This is a genomic window from Streptomyces sp. NBC_00190, from assembly GCF_036203305.1.
Classification (GTDB): domain Bacteria; phylum Actinomycetota; class Actinomycetes; order Streptomycetales; family Streptomycetaceae; genus Streptomyces.
In genome coordinates this window covers 663,629-684,872 of the sequence record NZ_CP108131.1, presented here as the reverse complement: position 1 = coordinate 684,872, position 21,244 = coordinate 663,629, and the positions used below count along the sequence as shown (strand labels likewise).

Sequence of the window (21,244 nt, the reverse complement as noted above, 5' to 3'; positions counted from 1 at the left end):
ACCCTTTATGCGCGGGCCGTGTGACTGATTCGCGTCTCACGATTCCTTGCGACGGCGACGGCGGGGCTTCACGTCCGGAAGTCCTTCAGCCTTTCTGAGCTGCTTGATCAGGCCGGTGACGGACCTCATGGACCCGGCGGACAGCCCGCTGAGGCGGAAGGCCGCGGCTTTGACTTCCTCGTCCTCCAGGACCTGGGCGAACTCGTCGGCCGCCGCGGCTTTGCTCATCTCCTCGCGAAGCCGCGTGATCCGATCCTCGATCCGCTGCTCGATCGCTTCGGCGTTCTCACCGTCGGCGAGGTATCCGACAGTGACGCCGAAGAAGTTGGCGATCGCGCGGATCGAGTCGATACCGGGGTTCGGATTGTTGTTCAAGCGGATGGTCTGGACCGTGCCGTGGGAGACGGAGGGGCCGGGCAGCTGCCTCGTGCCGTCGGCGATCTCCTGGTACGAGTACGGGCCGCGGCCGGCCGGGTGGATCGTCTCGATCAAGAAGCCGAGGCGGTCGCCCATGGTGTCTCGTCGGCCGGTGGGGGTTTCCTCGCCCATCGCCGTCACTGCTCCTGTCTCCTACTGGATCTCGTAGTTCAGTGCTGAACCACCGCTCTCATTATCTATCCACCTAGATGGATCGCTCCAAACCGTCCAGGGGAGTGCGTCTAGCCCGCTAGCGGACATCCGTGAAAGTGACCCACGGCACATCGCCGTACGCGCACCCCGAACTGGCTTGACAGGGCATGTGTGGGGCGAAGTATCGTCATCAAGCCATCTAGCCCGCTAGATGAGTCACGCTCACTTGCTCGACGATTCGCGTCTAGCTAGCTGGGTGTTGATGCTGCTGGGCGAGAAGGTCACGGGGGAGGGGTCGCGCTGCTGTCGCAGCATCAGGCCTCTTCGATGGGCCGTTGTTCGGGGGGAATCGGGGGATCCCCCCGAACGACGGAACACCTTCTTCCTGAGGACTGGCGAAGTGGCTCATCTGGACCAACGGTTCCTGCGGAGATCGCTACGCCGGGTCGGAAGTCCACGGCCAGGCGGCACGACGGCCGGCCTCGATGAGGCCGACCATCCGGAACGCGGCGTCCGTGAGGCCGCCGAAGGTGTGCCGGTGGGGGCCCACGGGGCCGTGGGCGGGCTGATACCCCGCCAGGTTCCAGGTGTAGACCGGGATCCCGGCCGGAACCGGTTCGGCCGGCCCGCCGCGGCCATGGCCGACGGCCTGCTCGTCGGTGATGATCAGGACCCGGTCGTGCTCCTTGTAGTGGGCGCGCACCGCCTGCATGGTCCGGGTGCCTCCGAGGCTGTGGAACCGTTTCAGCACCTCAAGGACCGGTTCTCCCGCCGCGAACGGCACCGCTGCGCTGGACCAGCCGAACTCCACCAGCTCCGCCTGCTCGGCGCGCGTCGCCAAGGCGGCACCGAACACCGCCGCCGCGTCCGCCCTGGTCAGCTTGGACCGCTCGGAGACGGTGTCCCAGAACATGGAGTCGGACCGGTCCACCAGGATCAGCGTCCGGCCGGGCAAGGCCGGTACGTTGGCCAGCGAGTGGCTCAGTGCCCGTTCCAGCGGGGCTGCCCAGCGCCGGGACGGCGCGTGCCGGTGGGCGGCCAGGTAGCGGAAGGGGAACTGCCGGGACCGGGCGACTTCGGCGGCGTCCGAGATCCGTGCGGCGACCCGGGCCGCCACCTCGTCCGAGACCCCTGCCTCGTCGAAGTTCCGCAGGTTCCGCAGGAGCGCCATCGGCGCCATCGAGGGGATCACGGCCTCCCAGACGGTGGCGTCCATCGGTCCGTGGAGCCAGCCCGCCAGGGCCTCCCAGGTCATGCCCGCCGCGGCCAGCCGCTCGGCGCCGCCCGGCCCCGTCACGGCGGCCCGCCGCTCGTCCCTCGGCAGCTCCATCAGTGCCCGGTGTGCGGTCAGCAGACGGTCGGAGGCAGGCGCGATCGCCTGCTCCGGGTGGTGGCGGCGGTCCAGGACGTGCCGGAAGAGCGCGCCCTGCCAGGGCTTGTCCGGGTCGGGGGAGGCGTGCACCAGGTTGAGCACGTCACCGAAGCGGAAGTCCTTGGACGCGGTGTCGTACTTCAGCAGGGACCGGGAGGAGTACAGCCGGCGTACGGCATCCGCGATGCCCCGCTTCACGGGCTGCGGCACGTTCCTTCCGTACACCGAGGTCCAGTGGGCGAGCAGCTCTCCCGGCTCGTCGGCGCGCTGGAGCACCGAGTCGATCACGGACCGGTTGGAGGGGCCCGTGGACAGGCCCTTGGACGACCCCGCCTGGATCCGGGCCCGGACGTACGCGGCGGCGCCCACCAGGGAGGCCGTGCGCATAGTGCCCTCGCTGCGAAGCCAGCGCAGCAGGCCGGCCGTCCATACGGGGTCCTCGACCGCGAGTTCACCCACGAGACGGGCGTACCGGTCGTCGCGCTCCGCGCCGCTCTCGTAGAAGGTCTTCTGGGCGACGAAGTTGCCGACTGCCAACAGGAAGAGCTCTTCCCGGGGCTCCCGGACGAAGGCCGGGCCGCCTTCGTAGGTGCGGAGGGCCGGCCAAGCGGGCCGGTGGTGGACTTGCGGTGCGGGCGGGGTGCTGGCGGCCGCCGAGACGTGCGGGGCCACGAGCATCTCAGACCAGATCTTCGAGACGCGCTGGGTGTAGCGAGGCAGTGAATCCCCCCGGATCCAAAGGAACGGACGGCCCCGGCCAAGGGGCCGACGGGGCGGAAGCGGCCGCGCCTCCCGAGATCAGAGGTGGCGGCGGCGTCACTTGGTTGTCAGAAAGAAGTAGCCGCAGCCGGGCGCATCGGGGGCGCGGTCGCGATGCCAACCTATGCGGGCCACCGGACCGCACACCAGCGATTAAACGTCTGCCCCGCCGCAAGAAGGACGACGGCCGCCCGCCCCTGGAGGGGCGGGCGGCCGGTGCGCGGCGCCGGGCGCCGCCGTACGGTGCGGACGGGGCGTCAGTTCTTGTCGTACATGCCCATCAGGTCGACGATCAGGTCGGTCGGCTGCCAGCCCCGGTTCCAGAAGTCGACGACATCGGTGCTGCCGGTGCTCGCCTGCACCAGGTTCGCGACGGTCGCGTCCTTCGTCCAGTTCAGGACGGACGAGTCCGGCGGCGTCGGCTGGACCGCCTTGCCGGCGATGTAGTCGTCCAGGGTGTTCGGGTCCGGAGCGACCGAGAGGTGCCCGCTGCCCTGCGGGTTGGTCACCGTCGTGTTCAGGACGAGGGCCTCGAGATCCATGCCGTGCGTCCACAGGGTTTCGTAGTGGTACGCCTGGCCGTCGAGCGGGAAGCTGGAGGTCCGCGAGTCGTGCATGCGCCTGGGCTCCACCGGCAGGTAGGCGGCCTTGCCGTCGGCGCTGTAGTAGCCGGTGACATCCACGATCACGTCGGTCGGGCTCCAGGCGCCGTTGCGGATGTTGATCCTGCCGTCCGGTCCGACCGGCACGATCACCGCGTTGGCGACCGTCTGCCCGGCGGTGAAGTTCACGCTCGACGTGGACGGCGCCTGCTGGCCGCTCGGGAACACGGTCAGGTGGCCGGCGCTCTTCGGTTCGGTCACCGTGACGTTGAGGGCCACGGCCGTGACGCCGTTGGCCGGCAGCCCGCCCTGACCGGCGATCCGGACGTCGAACGTGCTCTGAGCGGCGGCCTGGCCCTTGGCCGTACCCAGTCCCTCCCGGGTGTCGACGAGCCGGGACGGCTTGACGGAGGTGTATCCGCTGGCGGCGGAGCGGGTGAAGTAGCCCGTCACGTCGGCGATCAGGTCCACCGAGCCGACACTGCGGTTGGCCAGCTCGACGTACCCGTCCTCGCCGACCGGCACGATCGCCAGGTTCGGCACGGTCTGGCCCGCCGCGAAGTTGACGTTCGAGGTGGTCGGCTGCTCCTTGCCGGAGGCGTACGCGATGATGTGCCCGCCCGCCGAGGTGTTGGTGGCGGTGAGGTTCAGGGCCACGGCGGTCACGCCCGCCGGGATGCCGCCGTTGCCAGTGACCTTCACCCGGGTCGTGGCGTACGGGGCGATGGGGCGGCCGGCCGAGCTGCCGGTGCCGGTGCCGTCCCGGGTGTCGAGCAGCCGGGTGGGCGCGTGCGGGGTGAACTCGGAGCCGTCCACGACGACGTCCTTGGTGGTGGTGGAGGTCACCTTGGTGAACACGTCGGTCGCCGTAATCGTGATCTTGTGGGCGCCGACCTCGGCGTACTTGTGCCTGAAGTGCGTGAACTCGGCGGCTTTGCCGAAGTCCTGGTCGGTGGTGCCGTCACCCCAGTCGACATCGAACCGGACGAAGCTGTTGGCCAGGTCTGTGCTGACGGAGGTCGCCAGACCCACGGTGTGGGCGTAGTACGTGCCCGTACCCATCCCCACTTCGAAGTACTCGCTGTGCTGCGTGCCCGCCGGCGCGCCGGACTCGGCCGTTGCCCTCGGCGCCCCCGCCTTGGCCTTGGCCACCTTCGCGGCAGCGTCCTTCGCGGCGGCCTCCTCGGCCGCCTCCTGCGTGGACGCGTCGTGTGCAGCGGCGGCCTTCGCCGAACCGGCCCCGGGCGCCGGGGAAGTGACGGTCGCGGCCCGGCCGGGTCCGGTGGGCGGACCCGCTGCCTGCGCCGTGGCGGGTACGAAGGGGACGGCTGCCGCGACGACGGCGGCGGAGATCATGACGCGGTGACGGTACACCGGCCCCCCAATTCCTGAACTTGTTCATAAAAGTCATGATCAGGCTACATGGGGGGCAGGTCCGCGCCCTGCTCAAGTCGTTGCGGGCGCCGCGTCCTTGGGGGACTTCGGGGGCTCAGGGGTCTCGGCGGGGACCGCTGCCCCGGTTTCGGCATCAGGGCGGGGGATGCGGTGCAGCCCCCTGCGGTCGTAGAGGCGGGTGACGGTGAAGCCGAAGACCAGCGCGGCGACAAGGGCGACCCCCATGGAGGCCCACGCCCGGGTGAGGCCCGCGTCGGCCTGGGCTCCGTAGTAGAGCAGCGAGCGCAGCCCCTCGGTGATCTGGCGCAGCGGCTCGAACTCGGCGAGGGCGCGGAAGAAGCCGGGCAGCGCCTGGACGGGCACGGTGGCGCCGGAGGAGGGTACGGCCATCGCGACGAAGACGATGGTGGCCAGCAGCATGCCGGGGGTGCCGAAGGCGGCGAACAGGGCGAGGCTGCCGATGCCCACGACCGCGATGGTGGCGACCGAGTAGACCCACAGCAGGCCGAGGTGGGAGGCGTCCATGTCGAGGATGCCGACGGTGGCCACCTCGACCAGGGTGCCCATGACCAGTGACAGGCCGAGCATGAGCGCCATGCCGATGGCCAGGGTGCGGACACGGCTGGTGTGCTGGACGGGTTCGCGCTTGCGGATGGGGCCGAAATCGGTGTGCAGGTAGCCGAGCGCGGTGTCGACCTGGGAGTTGACCACATTGGCGCCGAGCATGCCGCAGACGACCAGGACCAGTGCGTAGTAGAAGGCGCTCAGACCCATGGCGCTGCGGGGGCCGACGGGGTGGCCGTCGGCGACGGTCACGGTCACCGGGTCGGCCAGCTTGAGCTGGGCGGCCGTCGGGAGCGGGGTCTTCTGGGCTCCGGCCTGCTTGAGGAGTTCCTGGCCGAGTTGGGCGGAAGCGGCGTGGGCGGCCTTCTGGGCGGCCTGGGAGGACATCGAGGAGCCGATGCTGCCGGCGGCCTGGTTGGTCAGCACGGTCAGGGTCGGCGGTGCGGCCTTGCCCTGGGCTGCGGGCTGCGGGGCGGTGAGGCCGGTCACCGTGGCGGAGAAGTCCTCGGGTATGACGAGGGCGCCGAAGACCTTGCCGCTGCCCAGCCGCTTGTCGGCCTCCTTGCGGCTCACGACCTGCCAGTCGATGCTCTTGTCGCCCTTGGCGGCCTTCTGGATCCCCGAGACGACCTGCTCGCCCAGGTTGACGCGGCGTCCGCCCGCGTCGGCGCCGCTGTCGGCGTTGACCAGGGCCACCGGCAGGTCACGCAGGTTGCCCCTGGGGTTGACGTTGCCGCCGACGTAGAGCAGGGCGAACAGCATCGAGACCACTGCTGCGATGAGTCCCGTTCCGATCCACAGCTGGGGTCGGCGGAGCACGGAGGGGGGCGTGTGGTGAGGCATCGATTCTCCGGTGCGGCTGCAGTTCCTAAGCTGGATACTTAAGGTATCCAGCTACTGGATAGTGGCAGTATCTTGTTGTGGTGTCCAATCGCCGATGACGGATACCGGACGCGTGACCACCAGGGAAGCCGTATGAAGATCTCGGAGCTCAGCCGGCGGACCGGCGTGCCGGTCGCCAGCATCAAGTACTTCCTGCGGCAGGGGCTGCTGCCCGCGGGGCGGGCGACCGCCGCGACCCTGGCCGAGTACGGGGAGGAGCACGCGCAGCGGCTGAGGCTGATCAAGGCGCTGACCACGCTCGGCGGCCTGTCCATCGCCGCCACCCGTGAGGTGCTCGGGGCCGTGGACCAGGCCCGCACCTCCGAGGGCGCCCTCGGAGCGGTCAGCTACGCCCTCCCGGTGCCGGTGGCGGCCCAGCGCGCGGCAGGTCACGAGCAGGAAGCCGAGGCCGAAGCGACCGCCGGGGCCGAGGTGGCGGAGCTGCTCGCGGCGCTGGACTGGCAGGCGCCTGGCGCGTCCCCGCACGTGAAGGGGTTGACGGCGGCGCTGAAGGAGCTGCGGCGGCTGGACGCGCAGTACGCCCCGGGCGAGCTCGCCGCCTACGCGAGGCTGGCCGAGTCGGTGGCCCGGCTGGACCTGGAGCGCGCGGCCGGCCTCGACGACCCGGTGGCTCTGGCCGAGCGGGCGGTCATCGTCTTCGCGATCTGCGCCCCGGTGTTCGAGCTGCTGCGGCGTCTCGCCCAGGAGGACCAGGTCCGGCGCCGGGTCGCGGGCGACAGCGCGGAGTCCGCGGCGCCCCGGTAGCGCTCGTACGGAGGGCGGCTGCGGCCGGGCGCCCCGGCCCGCCACCAGCAGGCCCAGGTGCCGGGAGCCCCCACCGCGCTTGGCACGCCCCGGGCAGCCGCTGCTACTGCTCCTCGGCTGCCGCAGGCAGGTTGTGCCATGCGTGTCCGCAGGTGCCCTTGCAGTAGGTCTCCCTGCGGCGGGTGTCGGCGACGGCGAACACGGAGACGAGCACACGGAAGGCCTTCGCGTGCTCGTCGGCGGGGAGGTCGGCGAACCCGTGGCGGGGCGGGTCCATGCAGATCATCACCGAGGGATTGGCCGTGGGCTTCACCCCCGACCGCGCGGCCGTCCGCGGCCGTGATGTGCGCCTGCATCGCGTAGCCGGCGATCTCCCGGCGTACCTCCCGCCGGCTCGCCGGGGAGAGGGCGGAGAACCAGGCCGCCCCGTCGTCCATCGTGCGGAGCTCCTGGGCCACCTCGTTGACGACCTGCTCGGTTTCGCGCCGTAGGGTCCGCACGAACTCAGGCCAGTTCCTTGTGCATCACGATGCAGGGGCGGCCGTGCTGCACATCGGGACGGCGGTCGATTTCCTGCCAGCCCAGGGAGCTCCAGAAGGCCAGGGAGGACGGCCGGTTCTCCAGGACGGCCAGGCGCACGCCATCCCTGCCCTCGCTGCGGAAACGTTCCTCGACCAGGTCGACCAGCAGCCGGCCGAAGCCCTTGCGGTGCAGGCCGCCGTGCACCATCAGCAGTCCGATCCAGGGCCGGCCGTCGCGGGGGTGCCTGTTGAGCAGGGAAAGAAGTCCCACCAGGGTGCCCTGGGCATCGCGGGCGAGCAGGACCTCGCATGCCTCGGTGCCGGCTTCCTCGCGCAGGTCGGCCTCGACCCGGTCGGCCTCGATGTGCTCGGGATCGTACTCGCCCGCGTCGCGGCAGTAGTCCGGATTGCTCGCGTAGAGGTCGACGATCTCGGCGATCTCGCCAGGCGAGAACGCGAGCGGATGAAGCGTCGGCGTGGACACGTTCTGAGGGGCCTTCCGTGGCAGGAGATGTCCGAGATCAGCCCTGGGGAGACGCTTCGGCCTGGGTGCGTCGGGCGTAGGCGCGGGCGGCGCGGGCGCGGTCGCCGCAGCGGATCGAGCACCAGTGCCGGCGGCCGTGGCGCAGCAGGTAGCGGTTGCAGGGGGTGGAGCCGCAGGCGGTGAGGCGTTCGGCGTCAGGGCCGGTGAGCAGGTCGGCGATGTCGTCGGCGAGGACCGCGAGGGCGTGTTCGACGATCTGGGTGGTGGGGTGGGAGGCGGCTCGGTACGGGCCGTGCGTGCGGTCCCAGTGCAGCAGGGAGGCTGCGGGGGCGCGGGTGAGCGCGTCGTTGACGGCGGCGAGGGCCGCGGGCAGGGCCGGGTGGCTCTCGACCTGGGAGGCGAGCAGTGATCTGACCTGTTCGCGCAGCGACCGCAGCTGCGACGCGCACATCTCCTGCAGTTCCACCTCCGCCGGTGCGAGGCCGCGTTCGACCAGCCACCGGTTGGCGGCGGCGGGGGTGCCGAGGAGATCGGTGAACTGGCCGCCGGGCAGGGCTATGGCGCTGTTGGCGAAGTCGAGCGCCGGGTGCTGCTCGGCGCCGGGTGCGGGTGGCAGGACGGGCTCGGCGGACACGGTCTCCTTCATGGTTCTCATGTTACGGGTTGCGTCCATCCATGAGAAGCCGTTACGGTCCTTCACGGATAGACCGCTTCTCATCCGTGAGGTGTCTTTTTTCATGGCTCACTCCAGCCCGTCCCATGACCAGATCCCCGTCCGCGTATTCGGTGGTCCGACCGCCCTCTTCGAGTACGGTGGCCTGCGATTCCTGACCGACCCCACCTTCGACGCTCCCGGTGACTACCCGGCGCCCGGCGGCCCGCTCCTGGCCAAGACCGCGCCTTCCTCCGGCAGCCCTGCCGACCTCGGCCGCATCGACGTGGTCCTGCTCTCGCACGACGAGCACCCCGACAACCTCGACAACTCCGGCCGGGCACTGCTCGCCGACGTGCCCCTCACCCTCACCACCCCCGGCGGCGGGCAGCGCCTGGGGGACAAGGCCAAGGGACTGGCCGACTGGGAGGCGATCGAGCTCGACCGTCCCGGCGGCGGCACGATCACCGTCACGGGCGTGCCCGCCCTGCACGGCCCCGGGAAGCGCGAAGAGGTCGAACCGATAACCGGCCAGGTCGTCGGCTTCGTCCTGACCGGGGACGGCCTGCCCACGGTCTACGTCAGCGGCGACAACGCCTCGCTCGACCTGGTCCGGCAGATCGCCGGGCGCTTCGGCCCGGTGGACACCGCCGTCCTGTTCGCCGGAGCCCCTCGATTCCCCGTCGTCTTCGACGGCGCGCTCATCGTCCTCGACAGCGCCCAGGCCGCCGAAGCCGCCACGATCCTCGGTGCCCGCCGGGTGGTTCCTGTCCACTACGACAGCTGGGCCCACTTCACCGAAGGCCGTGACGACCTGGTGGCCGCCTTCACCGCCGCCGGGCTGGCCGACCGGCTGGACCTCGGCGAGCGGGGCTGACCGGCCGGGCGGGCGTCGACCGGCAGCCGGTCCGGACATCGGGTGAATCTCGCTGGTGGGGCCGGAAGCCTCCTGGTTAGCATCCGACGATGATGACGCCGGCGGACAAGCCCTTTCACGATGCGGTGCGTCGAGCAGACGTCGGCTGGTTGTCCAGCCATCTCGACGCGCAGCTCTGCCCGCCGGCCGTCTTCGGATGTCTCATCCGGCACGAGGATCCCCGCCTGCGGCATCTGGGGTTGGTCCTGCTGGCCGAGCGCGTCACGTCGGGCCGGACGGGCGACGAGATCGAGATGGCCGAGCTCGCCGGGCTGCTGCCGGTATCACTGGAGGGACCGCCGGAGTCGGTGCTCGTCCTGGCGCGGCTCCACGAACGACTGGGGCCGTATCTCCGGGGGTTCCGCCAGCCGTCGTGGCGCACGGTGGAGCTGCCGGCACGGGTACGGATCGCCTGGCTGCGCGCCGAGCTTCTGAACGACCCGACGGTGATCCGGAAGGGGTCTCCGGGCGAACTGCTGTACCAGGCCGTGCGGGAAACGACCATCACCCGCGCGCACCGGCCTGAACAGCTCGTGAACGAGCTGGTGGACAGCGGTGACCCGGTGCTGCAGGCCGCGGCGCTGCGGCTGGCCCGGCAGGGGCTGCACGCCGGTCTGCTGGCCCCCGCACTGGTTCGCGGACATCTGATCGGCCTGCTCGGTGTCGGCACCGCAGACGTCGCCGCTGCCGTACTGGGTGAACTCACCGAGCCGTGGGCGGCGTTGGACCCCTTGCTGCCGGGGCGGCTGTCCCCCTTTCTCACCGCCGATACGGTGACCACACGGCCCGAGGTTGCCGTCGCCGCACTCGCGGCCGCGGCCCATCACGGGCACCAGGGCCTGCTGTGGCAGGTCATCGACGATCCCGATCTGCCGCCGGGCCTTCGTCGGCGCGGGATGGAACTGCTCGGCGATCTGGCCGACCGAGGTGACATCGGCGCACTGACGGCCGCCGCCGCAGGGGACCCGTTCCTGTTCGGCGGGCCGGCGGTGGCATGTCTGCGCGGGCTCCACCGGCGCGGGCACTTCCCGGACGGTGCGCACGTCCCGTCCGTCATCGGCCTGGCACTGGCCGATCACTCGATTCCGCCCCACGAGGTCGCGACGATCCTGTTCACCTGCCGACAGGTGATGTTCCGGGTACTGGTGGATGCGGCCGCCGACGATCCGAGCTGGCCGCGGCGGCTCGCCCTCCTGGTCGCCCTGGCCGGACAGGGGGCAGGGGAGCTTCCGATCGGGGACGCCATCACACAGGTGCTTCCCTCGGCTCCCGTACCAGGGCCGTTTCTCGCCGCGATCCGCGCGCTGCGCCATGCGGATGCCGAAGACGCCGTGATCGCTCTCCTGCCATCGGCGCCCGCAGCGGCCCTGGACGCTCTGGAGGCCATCGGCGGGCACCGGACGACGACGGCGCTGAGGGAAGGGCTCGGCCTCGCCACGGAGAAGAGCGCGGGCGTGATCGCGCCGCATCTCCGCGCGGTGCGCAACAGCGCCCTTGAGGTGCTGTGGCATCTGTCCCAGGATCCGTCACAGCGGCGTGCCCTCCTCGTCCGTCTCGATCCCGTCGATCTGCCGGCTCGCATCGCGGCGGATCTCGGCGGTCCGGACGAGCAGGAACTGGCTTTCCTGAGTTCCCACATGGACCCGGACAAGCCGGTGGCGGCACTGTGCAGACTGGCCGCCCACGGAGGTGCCGGCACGCTGCCGGTCATCTCGGACCTCCTCCTGCGCATCGTGGGCGAGCTCGCCGCGTCCCGGGAGCCGTACGGTGCCGCCCCGCGACGCGAAAGCGGACCGCCGACCGGGGAGCCCGTGGTACCCCAGGAGGTCCTGGACGCCGTATGCGGCCTGGGCCGCCGTCTGCACGAGCGGGGACGGATCAGGCCGTCCTGCCTGCTCGACGCGGCGACCGCACGAGAGGCCGGACACGCACTCGTCGCGACCATGGCGCTGGATCTGCTGGACCGGCCCGGACTGTCGAGCTCCGAGCAGGCGATCCTGCTCGAACTCCTGCTCCGAGCCCCCTACGCGGGCACCCGTGCGCGGGCGCACCGCCTGCTGCGGCACCGCGACCGCCACGTGCGCAAGCACGTGATCGCGTTGCTCGCCCGCGACGCCACGGGGGACGACGCGCAGGCGTTGTCGGCGACCCTGATCGCGCTGACCGCCGCCCAGGACATCCAGACCGTCCGGCAGGCGCTGCTCGCCCTCGGTCACGCGCGGGCCCGCTGGGCCTCCTCCACGATCGCAGCATGTCTCGGCCATCCGAACATGAACATCAAGAAGACCGCCGCCGAGGTGCTGGTCCGCGCGGGCACGCCCACGGCGGTACGGGCACTGCTCTTCTGGCTCGGGCATCACGACAATCCAGGCCTGCGCGGCACGCTCATCGAGGCGCTGCGCGCCATCCTGGGCGACGCGTACCCGGCGACCGTCCTCGCCGCCGCCGAACGCAGCGACGACGGCCGCACCCGCGCACTGCTGCTGGAAGGCCTCGACCGCACACTGCCGGCGCGCTCGGTCCTCGCCCTGGACGACCAGGCATCACCGGTCGCACCGATCCTGTTCGACCTGGTGGCGACGGGCCGGGTCGGCCTCGCTTCCGGGACGATCGAGGACCTGTCGACGGCGATGGCCAGGCACGGGATCACCACGACCGCCGCGTCGCGGCCGACGGCGTACGGCGGAGCGGACCCCGACGTCAGGTCGCTGACGGCGGAGGGCTGGAATACGTCGGCCGCGCTGCGCATCGCAGAACGGCACGAGCTGCCGCACCCCACCCAGCTGCGGGAGCTGCGGCCCATGCTGCCGGACTGGCTTCGCCTGGCCGGCTCCGAACCAGCTGCCCGAGGTCGCGTACTGCGGCTCACGCTCCGGTTCTGCCCCGCACCCTGGACGACCGAGGAGGTGCGAGCCTTCGCCCGGTTCACCGGGGTCCTGCTCGACGGGCTCACCGAGGCCTCGGCGGGAGACCGGCACGACCTCATCGCGGTACTCGAAGCGGTCGCACCGACCCTGCGGGCGGCCGAGAAGCCGACTGTCGCCGACGCGGTACGCGCGCTGCCCCCCGCACCCGGGGGAAGCCGGTCCGCACTGGCGCTGCTCCGCGGTCTCGGCGCGGTGCTGGTCCGCGCCGACCTTGAGCAGGCACTCGCTTCGGCCCGGCTGGACGCCAACCCCCGGCTGGCCGAGGCCGCCGTGCTGCGGGACGCGTTCGGCGCCGCGCAGCTCCCCGCAGCCGGCTTGCCGGCCACGGCCACGGCCGAGGCGTGGCGAGCCGCGCTGAACACCGCAGCGCGCACACCGAGCGCCCTGGAGGAATTCCGCCGGCTCTGCCGACAGCGCGAGGACATCCCAGGCTCCCGGGACCGCCTGACCGCACTGATCGATGTCTACGCCGCTGCCGGGCCCGAGGTCCGCGCCGCCCTCATCGACTGGATGACGGCCGTACAGCCCCTCGACGCACCGCCCTGGACCATCGCCGAGTCCACCCGCGCGCCGGCGCCGCGACCGCGGACCGTGCACATCGACGACCTCGACCAGCCCCGCTCGACCGCACAGCGCGAGCGCCTGCTGACCATGCTGCAGGCATCCGCCCCGGACCGCCGGCACACTGCGGCCCTGGCGCTCCTGGAGTGGCCCGAGCCCGAGGCCGGACTTCCCGTACTCCGAGCGTTTCTGCAAGGCCGCATCGACATACCCGTCGGTGCCGACTTGGCCCGCACACTGAGCGCCGTCGGCGAGACGGGACTCCGTGCGGACGGCATCCTGCACGACAGAGTGGCTCTCGCGGCGAGCCGGCTCGACCCGTGGGAACTGGACCCGCTGGTCCCGCTGCTGCTGGAATGGTGGGAGCACGACCCGCCGTCCAGCCGCTCCGCAGCCGGGACGGCGCTGCGACGGGTCCCCGCCGACATGCTGGCGGAGCACCTCGGCGTCCGCCTCGACGCCGGCGCCTGGGGCTTCCTCGACCTGCTCCACGGGCGTTCCCTGCTGCGCACCCCTGCGCTGACGCACACCTGCCGGCGGCTGCGCGCCGAAGGACGCGACGACCTCGCGGACAGGCTGATCCTCGTCGAGGGTCCGCTGCGCCGCCCGGACGCCGTACACGAGGACGCCGCCGCGCTGGCAGCGCTCCGTGACCGTGCCCCGGCCGCGTCGACGCGGGCGCCGCAACCCCTCTCCCGGCAGGAGCTGTTGGAGCTGGCCCGTACCGGCGATCCGGTGCGGATACGCCAGGCACTCATGCGCCTGACCGAGGCTCACAGCGGCCCGGACCCCGACCAGGACCCCGGCCTGCGGGACCTGATCGGCGAGTTGCTGCATCACCCCAAGCCTAGGGTCCGCCTGCGCGCCCTCCGGACCTCGCGGGCCATGCTGGACCGGCAGACCTACCTGCACCACACGTCGATCTTGCTGGACGACCCCCAGCCGGATCTGGTGCGCACGGCGATCCGGACCCTCTGCCACGCGACCTGGGCACCCGCGATCCCCGCCGTGACCGAAATGCTGGACCACTCCCATCCCGTCGTCCGCAGGGCTGCGGCCGAAGGGCTCATCACGATCGGCGCGCCGGCGGTCCCCGCTCTCAGGCATGCCGCCGTCCACGTCCGTCCCGACAAGCGGTCTGTCTTCACAGAGGTTCTCGAACGGATCACGGCCGCCGAATCCGATCGGCATCCGCAGGCGAGACCGTAAGTACGGGTACTCATGCGTGAATTGTGAGCGCCGCTTACGTTCGCACGGTGCCTACGAATTCGACACGGGAGACGACCGCTTCCGACAGGAGCGGCGGGTGCTGCTGCCTGCTGTTCGCTGCCCTGCCCATCGGCTGGTTCATCGCCGCCCTCGTCCTGCCGGAACAAGCGTTCTGGTGGCCGGTCTGGCTGGGGGCCGTGATGTGGAACGGCGCGGACGGCCGCGGCGGCATCCACCACTTGCTCGGCTGACAGCCCGCTGTCCGGCGTTGGCCGGATCGGCGCCGGAGCGCGTCACCGGCCGAGGCCGGACAGCAGGCTCAGGAGGACGGCCCGGTCAGGATCGCCGGGTCCGACAGGCCGGCCGCACCCGTCTCGACCTTGCCCGCGAAGCGGCGCAGGAACTGCGGCGCCTCGGAGGCGGTGACCGACACGTCGTACCAGCGCTTCGTGTTCCGCAGCGGGACGCTGTACGTGACGGTGGCGCCCTGGGCGACGGTGAGGCGCTTGGGGCCGCCGCCGTACGCGTTGGTGACCCTGAGCGTCGCGGTCGACGCGCCGGCGTTGGTGAGGGTCAGGTCGAGGTTGCCGGTGGCGGCGTTGTGGCGGGCGACGACCTCGGGGCCGGCGGTGGTGCCGGGGTTGCGGAAGCCGCGCAGGAAGCCGTTGGGGCCGTGCACGGTCAGGTCGGTGACACCGGCCGAGTAGCGGGTGTTCCAGGCGTCCGCGATCGACTTGCCCGCCTCGGTGGTGTACGTCCACGGGGCGTCGGTGCGGCTGGCGGAGGTGACGTAGAACTGTGCACCCAGGTCCGGACCGCCGCTGAACGTCAGCCGGAACTTGCCCTCCTCGACGAGCGCCGTGCCGTCCACGTACGGGGCGTACTTCAGCGCACGCGTGGGCCGCTGGCCCTTCTCCTGGCGGGGCATGGAACCGACGGCCGGGGCGGGGGCCTTGAAGTCGGGGTGCCGTTCGCGGTCCTGCGGCTCCCAGGCGCCGGTGTCGGGCAGCCGGACCGCGCCGGTGTCCTTGCGGGCGAAGTCGAAGGCGGAGGTGAGGTCTCCGCAGACGGCGCGGCGCCACGGCGAGATGTTGGGCTCCTGCACGCCGAATCGCTTCTCCATGAAGCGGATCACCGAGGTGTGGTCGAACGTCTCGGAGCAGGCGTAGCCGCCGGTGCTCCACGGCGAGACCACGAGCATCGGCACGCGCGGGCCGAGACCGTACGGGCCGGCGACGTAGCCGGCCTTGCCGGGGAAGACGTCGAGGGCGGTCGGCGTGGTCGACAGGCCCTGCGCGGCACTGGCGGGCGCGTACGGCGGGACGACGTGGTCGAAGAAGCCGTCGTTCTCGTCATAGGTGATGAAGAGCGCGGTACGGGCCCACACGTCGGGGTTGGAGGTGAGGGCGTCCAGGACCTGCGCGATGTACCAGGCACCGTAGTTGGAGGGCCAGTTCGAGTGCTCGCTGAACGCCTCGGGCGCGGCGATCCACGAGACCTGGGGCAGGGTGCCCGCGGTGACATCGGCGCGGAGCCGGTCGAAGTAGCCCTCGCCGGCCTTGGCGTTGGTGCCGGTACGGGCCTTGTCGTACAGCGGGTTGCCGGGCTGGGCGCCCCGGTAGTTGTTGAAGTACAGCAGCGAGTTGTCGCCGTAGTTGCCGCGGTAGGCGTCGTTTATCCAGCCCCAGGAGCCGGCGGCGTCGAGGCCGTCGCCGATGTCCTGGTAGACCTTCCAGGAGATCCCCGCCGCCTCCAGACGCTCGGGGTAGGTGGTCCAGCCGTAGCCCGCCTCGGCGTTGTTGAGGACCGGACCGCCGCCCGTGCCGTCGTTGCCGGTGTGGCCCGACCAGAGGTAGTAGCGGTTGGGGTCGGTGGAGCCGATGAACGAGCAGTGGTAGGCGTCGCAGATGGTGAACGCGTCCGCGAGGGCGTAGTGGAACGGGATGTCGTCGCGCGTCAGGTGCGCCATGGTGGTGGCCGTCTTGGCGGGAACCCAATTGTCGTACTTGCCCTTGTTGAAGGCGCTCTGTCCGCCGGCCCAGTCGTGGTTGAGGCCCTGGAGGAACTCCATGCCGAGGTCGTCGGACGGCGGCCGGAACGGCAGCGTCTCCTTCGTGCCGTCGGACTGGTGCCACACGGACTTGCCGCTGGGCAGTGTCACCGGGCGCGGGTCGCCGAAGCCGCGGACGCCGCGCATCGCGCCGAAGTAGTGGTCGAAGGACCGGTTCTCCTGCATGAGCACCACGATGTGCTCGACGTCGGCGATGCTGCCCGTGGTGCCCTGCGCGGGGATGGCGGCGGCGCGCGCGATGCTCTCGTTGAGCATGGTCAGGGCGGCGGCGCCACCGGTGAGCTGCAGGAAGCGGCGGCGGTTGAGTTCTGCCATGGCGGGAACGACCTCTGCGGTTGAGGGGTGCTGTGCGCCCCCAGGACAGCGCGCCCGGGGTACCGGAGAGGGAGCCTCGCGTGACGGCGGCGGATACGCCAGGCGAACGGCAGTCGGATTCCGTCGGAGTTCGGCCATGTCCCGGGCCGACGGGGAAGTGCCGGTCGCCCCATACCGGATCCGCCGCCGGGAACTGACGGACAGTCACGCGGTCGGACCCCGCCGCCCGCTCGGCCGCGAACCCGTACTCGCCGACGCCCGTACGCCCGGACGCCCGGACGTCCTGGAAAACGAATGAGCCGACGCCTTCCCCGGTTATCCTGCCTCGACCTGAACAGGCCAGGGAGGTCCCGCACCATGAGCAGCACCACGTCGTCGTTTCCCGAACGGATCGAGCTCTCGGGAGAGGGGCTCGTTCTGCGCGACTGGACGGAGGCGGACCTGGCCGCGATGCCGGAGTTGTTCGACCACCCCGACATCGCGTACTGGACACCGATCGTCTCGCCCTTCGACGAAGCGGCTGCCCGCGATCGGCTGGACCGGGACCGGCAGCTGCGCAAGGAGGGCACGACCATCCTGCTCGCCATCACCTTCGACGGCGGCGCCCCGCTCGGCGAGGTCATGCTGCGGCGCGCCCCCGAGGGCACCGAACTCGGCTACGCGGTCGGCCCGGCCCACCGCGGCCAGGACCTGGCGGCGCGGGCGGTGCGGGTGATGGCCGCGTACGCCTTCGAGCAGTTGGGCACGGACCAGGTGATCCTGGAGCTGGAGGCGGAGAACGCGGCAAGTGTCGCCGTGGCCACCAAGGCGGGCTTCAGGCTGCTCGACGTGCCACTGATCACGGGCGAGGAGAAGGGTCGACCGTTCGCCCTGCAGACCTGGGGCCTGGACCGCCCCTGAACCTCGGCCCCCAACCCGGCGGGCCTCGGGTCGTGAGCCGAGTGCGCCCGGTGACGTTCCACTGCCAGTACGTGACCGTCGACGGGCTGTCGCCCGCCGCAACAGCCTGTGCGCGCACCCGTCCGTACCCGGAGCGCACGGTCCGCGGCGTCCCGGCGCGAACCCGGACGATCGAACATACGATGGGCGGGAACCGGCGCGGTCGGCTCCGCGTGCCGCCCGCCCAGACCACTCGGGGTGGAGACGTATGGCACAGGCCGCCGACACAGTGCGCACGGTCATCCTGACCGTCGACGACGACCCGGGAGTCTCCCGTGCCATCGCCCGCGACCTGCGACGCCACTACGGCGCCGGGTACCGGATCGTGCGCGCCGAGTCCGGCGAGTCCGCGCTGGAGGCACTGCGCGAGCTGAAGCTGCGCGGTGACCTGGTGGCGGTGATCCTGGCCGATTACCGCATGCCGCAGATGAACGGCATCGAGTTCCTCGAACAAGCCCTGAACGTGTACCCGGGCGCGCGGCGCGTCCTGCTGACCGCCTACGCCGACACCAACGCGGCGATCGACGCGATCAACGTCGTGGACCTCGACCACTACCTGCTCAAGCCGTGGGACCCGCCCGAGGAGAAGCTCTACCCGGTCCTGGACGACCTGCTGGCGGCCTGGCGCGCCAGCGACTACCGGCCGGTACCCGCCACCAAGGTGGTCGGCCACCGCTGGTCGGCGCGCTCCTCGTCCGTGCGGGAATTCCTTGCCCGCAACCAGGTGCCCTACCGCTGGTACTCCTCCGACGAGCCCGAGGGACAGCGACTGCTGGAGGCGGCCGGGGCCGACGCCCAGCGCCTCCCCGTGGTGATCACTCCGGATGGCACCGCGCTGATCGAGCCCGAAGCGCCCGACCTGGCCGCCCACGTGGGGCTCGCGACGACGCCGACCGCCGACTTCTACGATCTCGTCGTGATCGGCGGCGGCCCGGCCGGGCTCGGCGCGGCCGTGTACGGGGCCTCCGAGGGACTGCGGACGGTACTGGTCGAGCGGTCGGCGACCGGCGGGCAGGCCGGGCAGAGCTCCCGCATCGAGAACTACCTGGGCTTCCCGGACGGGGTGTCCGGCGCGCAGCTCACGGACCGCGCCCGCCGCCAGGCCGGCCGGTTCGGCGCGGAGATCCTCACCGCGCGCGAGGTCACGGGGCTGGAGACCAGCGGCCCGGCACGCGTCGTCCGTTTCTCCGACGGCTCGTCGATCGCCGCGCACAGCGTCATCCTGGCGACCGGAGTGTCGTACCGGCAGCTCAGGGCGCCGGGCTGCGACGACCTGACCGGCCGCGGGGTGTACTACGGCTCCTCGCTCACCGAGGCGTCCTCCTGCCAGGGGCAGGACGTGTACATCGTGGGCGGCGCCAACTCCGCCGGGCAGGCGGCGATGTACCTGGCGCGCGGCGCGAAGTCGGTGACGCTGCTGGTGCGCGGGGAGTCCCTGACGGCGTCCATGTCGTACTACCTGATCCAGCAGATCGAGGAGGCGCCGAACATCACGGTGCGGCCCCGGACCGTGGTCGAGGCGGCGCACGGCGAGGGGCACCTGGAGCGGCTGATGCTCCGGGACGAGGAGAGCGGCGCGACCGAACTGGTCGACGCCCAGTGGATGTTCGTGTTCATCGGCGCGGCCCCGCTGACCGACTGGCTGGACGGCACGGTGCTGCGCGACGAGCACGGCTTCATCCTGGCCGGGCCGGACCTCACTCCGGACGGCCGGCCGCCGGCCGAATGGGAACTGGACCGGCCGCCCTACCATCTGGAGACCAACATCCCGGGCGTGTTCGTGGCGGGCGACGCGCGCGCCCAGTCCGCGAAGCGCGTCGCGTCCGCCGTCGGAGAGGGAGCCATGGCCGTGATGCTCGTCCACCGCTACCTGGAGCAGTCATGAGCGGCCGGACCATGCCCTGCAGCCCGCGGGAGATCGCCTCGCTGTTCCTGTTCGAGAAGCTCTCCCCGGAGCAGCTCGGGCGGCTGTGCGCCGAGGGGCGGGTGGAGCGGTTCGAAGCCGGCCCGGTGTACACCGAGGGCGACCCGGCCACCTGCTTCTACGTGATGATCGAGGGCACCGTCGTACTCTCCCGCCGGGTCGGCGGCGACGACGTGGAGGTGAGCCGCACCTCGCAGCGCGGCGTGTACGCGGGAGCCATGCAGGCGTACCTGGGCGACCAGGTACCGCAGACGTACACCAACTCGATGCGGGTGACCGAGCCGACCCGGTTCTTCGTACTGCCCGCGGAATCGTTCGCGGCCATCATGCGGGACTGGTTCCCGATGGCCGCGCACCTGCTGGAAGGTCTCTTCTTCGGGTCGAGGAACACCCAGCGCGCCATCGGCCAGCGCGAACGCCTGCTGGCCCTCGGGTCGTTGTCCGCCGGGCTCACCCACGAGCTGAACAACCCGGCCGCGGCGGCCGTCCGGGCCACGGCGACGCTGCGGGAACGGGTCGGCAAGATGCGGCACAAGCTGGCCGTCATCTCCCAGGGCAACTACTCCCGTGAGGCGATCGCCGACCTCATCGAGATACAGGAGCGCACCGTCGAACGCGTCGCGAAGGCAGTGGCGTTGAGCCCGCTGGAGGCGTCCGACCGGGAGGACGAGCTCGCCGACTGGCTCGACGACCACGGCATCGCGGAGGGCTGGCGGATCGCGCCGACCTTCGTACAGGCCGGGCTGGACACGCAGTGGCTGGAGCAGGTCGCGGCGACCGTGGCCGAGGACATCCTGCCGTCGGCCATCGGCTGGCTCAACTACACCGTCGAGACCGAGCTGCTGATGGACGAGATCGCCGACTCCACCACCCGCATCTCCCACCTCGTGGACGCGGCCAAGCAGTACTCGCAGCTCGACCGCGCCCCGCACCGCGTCGTCGACGTCCACGAACTCCTCGACAGCACCCTGCTGATGCTGTCCGGCAAGATCGGTCCCCGGATCCGCGTGGTCAAGGAGTACGACCGCTCCGTGCCGGACGTACCCGCCTACCCGGCGGAGCTCAACCAGGTGTGGACCAACCTCATCGACAACGCCGTCTTCGCCATCGCCGGCACAGGCGGGGACGGCACGCTGACGGTCCGCACGGCACGGGAGGGGGACCGCCTGCTGGTGGAGTTCCGGGACACTGGTCCCGGCGTCCCGGCAGACATCCGCAGCCGGATCTTCGACCCCTTCTTCACCACCAAGCCGGTCGGCGAGGGCACCGGCCTCGGCCTGGACATCTCCTGGCGGATCGTCGTCAACAAGCACCACGGCAGCCTCCAGGTCGAATCCGCACCGGGCGACACCCGCTTCCAGGTGCTGCTGCCCCTGACCGCCCCCGAAACCGAGAGCGCCGAGGAGCCCGTATGACCGGCATCGACGGAATCGACCCGAGCATCCCGCCCACCGGCACCGGCTGCGCCGCATGCGACGCGGTGGGCGGCTGGTGGTTCCACCTGCGCCGCTGCGCCCAGTGCGGGCACGTCGGCTGCTGCGACTCCTCCCCGGCCCAGCACGCCACCGGGCACTGGAAGTCCACCGGCCACCCCCTGGTGCAGAGCTTCGAGCCGGGCGAGGAGTGGTTCTGGAACTACGACAGCGACGAACTGTACGAGTCCGGCCCCGAACTCACCCCGCCGGCCAGCCACCCCGCGGACCAGCCCGCGCCGGGCCCGACCGGCCGAGTCCCCCAGGACTGGACGAGCCGGCTCCACCCCTGACGGGGCCCGGCCACCGTTCACCTGCCCGCGCCCGGCGCCACGCGGGGGCTC

Annotated in this window: 16 protein-coding genes and 1 pseudogene; 9 read left to right on the top strand and 8 right to left on the bottom strand. The window is 71.4% G+C overall.

Translation table 11 applies throughout. The annotated features are described in order from the left end of the window. Positions 1–36: 36 nt before the first annotated feature. The 4 genes from OG429_RS03565 to OG429_RS03550 form a co-directional block, all read right to left on the bottom strand. Complete coding sequence (locus OG429_RS03565) at positions 37–549, bottom strand: XRE family transcriptional regulator (protein WP_328923796.1); 513 nt, start codon at positions 547–549, stop codon at positions 37–39. Between the two features lie 457 nt (positions 550–1,006). Then, entirely contained in the window at positions 1,007–2,620 is a 1,614-nt protein-coding gene (locus OG429_RS03560; RefSeq protein ID WP_328923795.1) for a TROVE domain-containing protein, read from the bottom strand. 338 nt (positions 2,621–2,958) lie between these two features. Beyond that, on the bottom strand, positions 2,959–4,659 hold the full coding sequence (locus OG429_RS03555) for a hypothetical protein (RefSeq protein ID WP_328923794.1): 1,701 nt from the start codon (positions 4,657–4,659) through the stop codon (positions 2,959–2,961). Between the two features lie 90 nt (positions 4,660–4,749). After that, the gene (locus OG429_RS03550; RefSeq protein WP_328923793.1) at positions 4,750–6,105 is read right to left on the bottom strand and encodes a YhgE/Pip family protein; all 1,356 of its coding nucleotides are present in this window, start codon (positions 6,103–6,105) and stop codon (positions 4,750–4,752) included. A 132-nt stretch (positions 6,106–6,237) separates the two neighbouring features. Here OG429_RS03550 and OG429_RS03545 point away from each other — a divergent pair, with 132 nt between their 5' ends. Beyond that, complete coding sequence (locus tag OG429_RS03545) at positions 6,238–6,909, top strand: MerR family transcriptional regulator (RefSeq protein ID WP_328923792.1); 672 nt, start codon at positions 6,238–6,240, stop codon at positions 6,907–6,909. Positions 6,910–7,012: 103 nt separating this feature from the next. On the opposite strand, the pseudogene OG429_RS03540 reads toward OG429_RS03545, so the two are convergent. The 3 genes and pseudogenes from OG429_RS03540 to OG429_RS03530 all read right to left on the bottom strand — a co-directional run bounded on the left by OG429_RS03540 (position 7,013) and on the right by OG429_RS03530 (position 8,560). Beyond that, a pseudogene (locus OG429_RS03540) lies at positions 7,013–7,346 on the bottom strand (DUF5958 family protein). Between the two features lie 67 nt (positions 7,347–7,413). Next, positions 7,414–7,914 carry a GNAT family N-acetyltransferase gene (locus OG429_RS03535; protein WP_328923791.1) on the bottom strand — a complete coding sequence of 167 codons (501 nt, stop codon included), beginning with the start codon at positions 7,912–7,914 and terminating at the stop codon, positions 7,414–7,416. Positions 7,915–7,951: 37 nt separating this feature from the next. Beyond that, a complete protein-coding gene (locus tag OG429_RS03530) occupies positions 7,952–8,560 on the bottom strand; it encodes a CGNR zinc finger domain-containing protein (RefSeq protein WP_328923790.1) in 609 nt (202 codons plus the stop codon). A 91-nt stretch (positions 8,561–8,651) separates the two neighbouring features. Here OG429_RS03530 and OG429_RS03525 point away from each other — a divergent pair, with 91 nt between their 5' ends. The 3 genes from OG429_RS03525 (at position 8,652) to OG429_RS03515 (ending at position 14,430) form a co-directional block, all read left to right on the top strand. After that, entirely contained in the window at positions 8,652–9,443 is a 792-nt protein-coding gene (locus OG429_RS03525) for an MBL fold metallo-hydrolase (protein WP_328923789.1), read from the top strand. A gap of 125 nt (positions 9,444–9,568) precedes the next feature. Then, positions 9,569–14,179, top strand: a complete 4,611-nt coding sequence (locus OG429_RS03520) for a HEAT repeat domain-containing protein (RefSeq protein WP_328923788.1) — start codon at positions 9,569–9,571, stop codon at positions 14,177–14,179. A gap of 47 nt (positions 14,180–14,226) precedes the next feature. Continuing rightward, positions 14,227–14,430 carry a hypothetical protein gene (locus tag OG429_RS03515; protein WP_328923787.1) on the top strand — a complete coding sequence of 68 codons (204 nt, stop codon included), beginning with the start codon at positions 14,227–14,229 and terminating at the stop codon, positions 14,428–14,430. Positions 14,431–14,498: 68 nt separating this feature from the next. On the opposite strand, the gene OG429_RS03510 is transcribed toward OG429_RS03515, so the two are convergent. Further along, entirely contained in the window at positions 14,499–16,565 is a 2,067-nt protein-coding gene (locus tag OG429_RS03510) for a phosphocholine-specific phospholipase C (RefSeq protein WP_328923786.1), read from the bottom strand. Positions 16,566–16,701: 136 nt separating this feature from the next. On the opposite strand from OG429_RS03510, the gene OG429_RS03505 reads away from it, so the two are divergent. The 5 genes from OG429_RS03505 (at position 16,702) to OG429_RS03485 (ending at position 21,193) form a co-directional block, all read left to right on the top strand. After that, entirely contained in the window at positions 16,702–16,863 is a 162-nt protein-coding gene (locus OG429_RS03505; RefSeq protein ID WP_328923785.1) for a hypothetical protein, read from the top strand. 59 nt (positions 16,864–16,922) lie between these two features. After that, entirely contained in the window at positions 16,923–17,465 is a 543-nt protein-coding gene (locus OG429_RS03500) for a GNAT family N-acetyltransferase (RefSeq protein WP_328923784.1), read from the top strand. A gap of 247 nt (positions 17,466–17,712) precedes the next feature. After that, the gene (locus OG429_RS03495) at positions 17,713–19,389 is read left to right on the top strand and encodes an FAD-dependent oxidoreductase (protein ID WP_328923783.1); all 1,677 of its coding nucleotides are present in this window, start codon (positions 17,713–17,715) and stop codon (positions 19,387–19,389) included. Beyond that, on the top strand, positions 19,386–20,843 hold the full coding sequence (locus OG429_RS03490) for an ATP-binding protein (protein ID WP_328923782.1): 1,458 nt from the start codon (positions 19,386–19,388) through the stop codon (positions 20,841–20,843). The genes OG429_RS03495 and OG429_RS03490 overlap by 4 nt, the downstream gene beginning before the upstream one ends. Then, positions 20,840–21,193 (top strand): UBP-type zinc finger domain-containing protein, encoded by a 354-nt coding sequence (locus OG429_RS03485; protein ID WP_328923781.1) that lies wholly within the window; start codon positions 20,840–20,842, stop codon positions 21,191–21,193. Before OG429_RS03490 ends, OG429_RS03485 begins: the two co-directional genes overlap by 4 nt. The last annotated feature ends 51 nt before the right edge of the window (positions 21,194–21,244 follow it).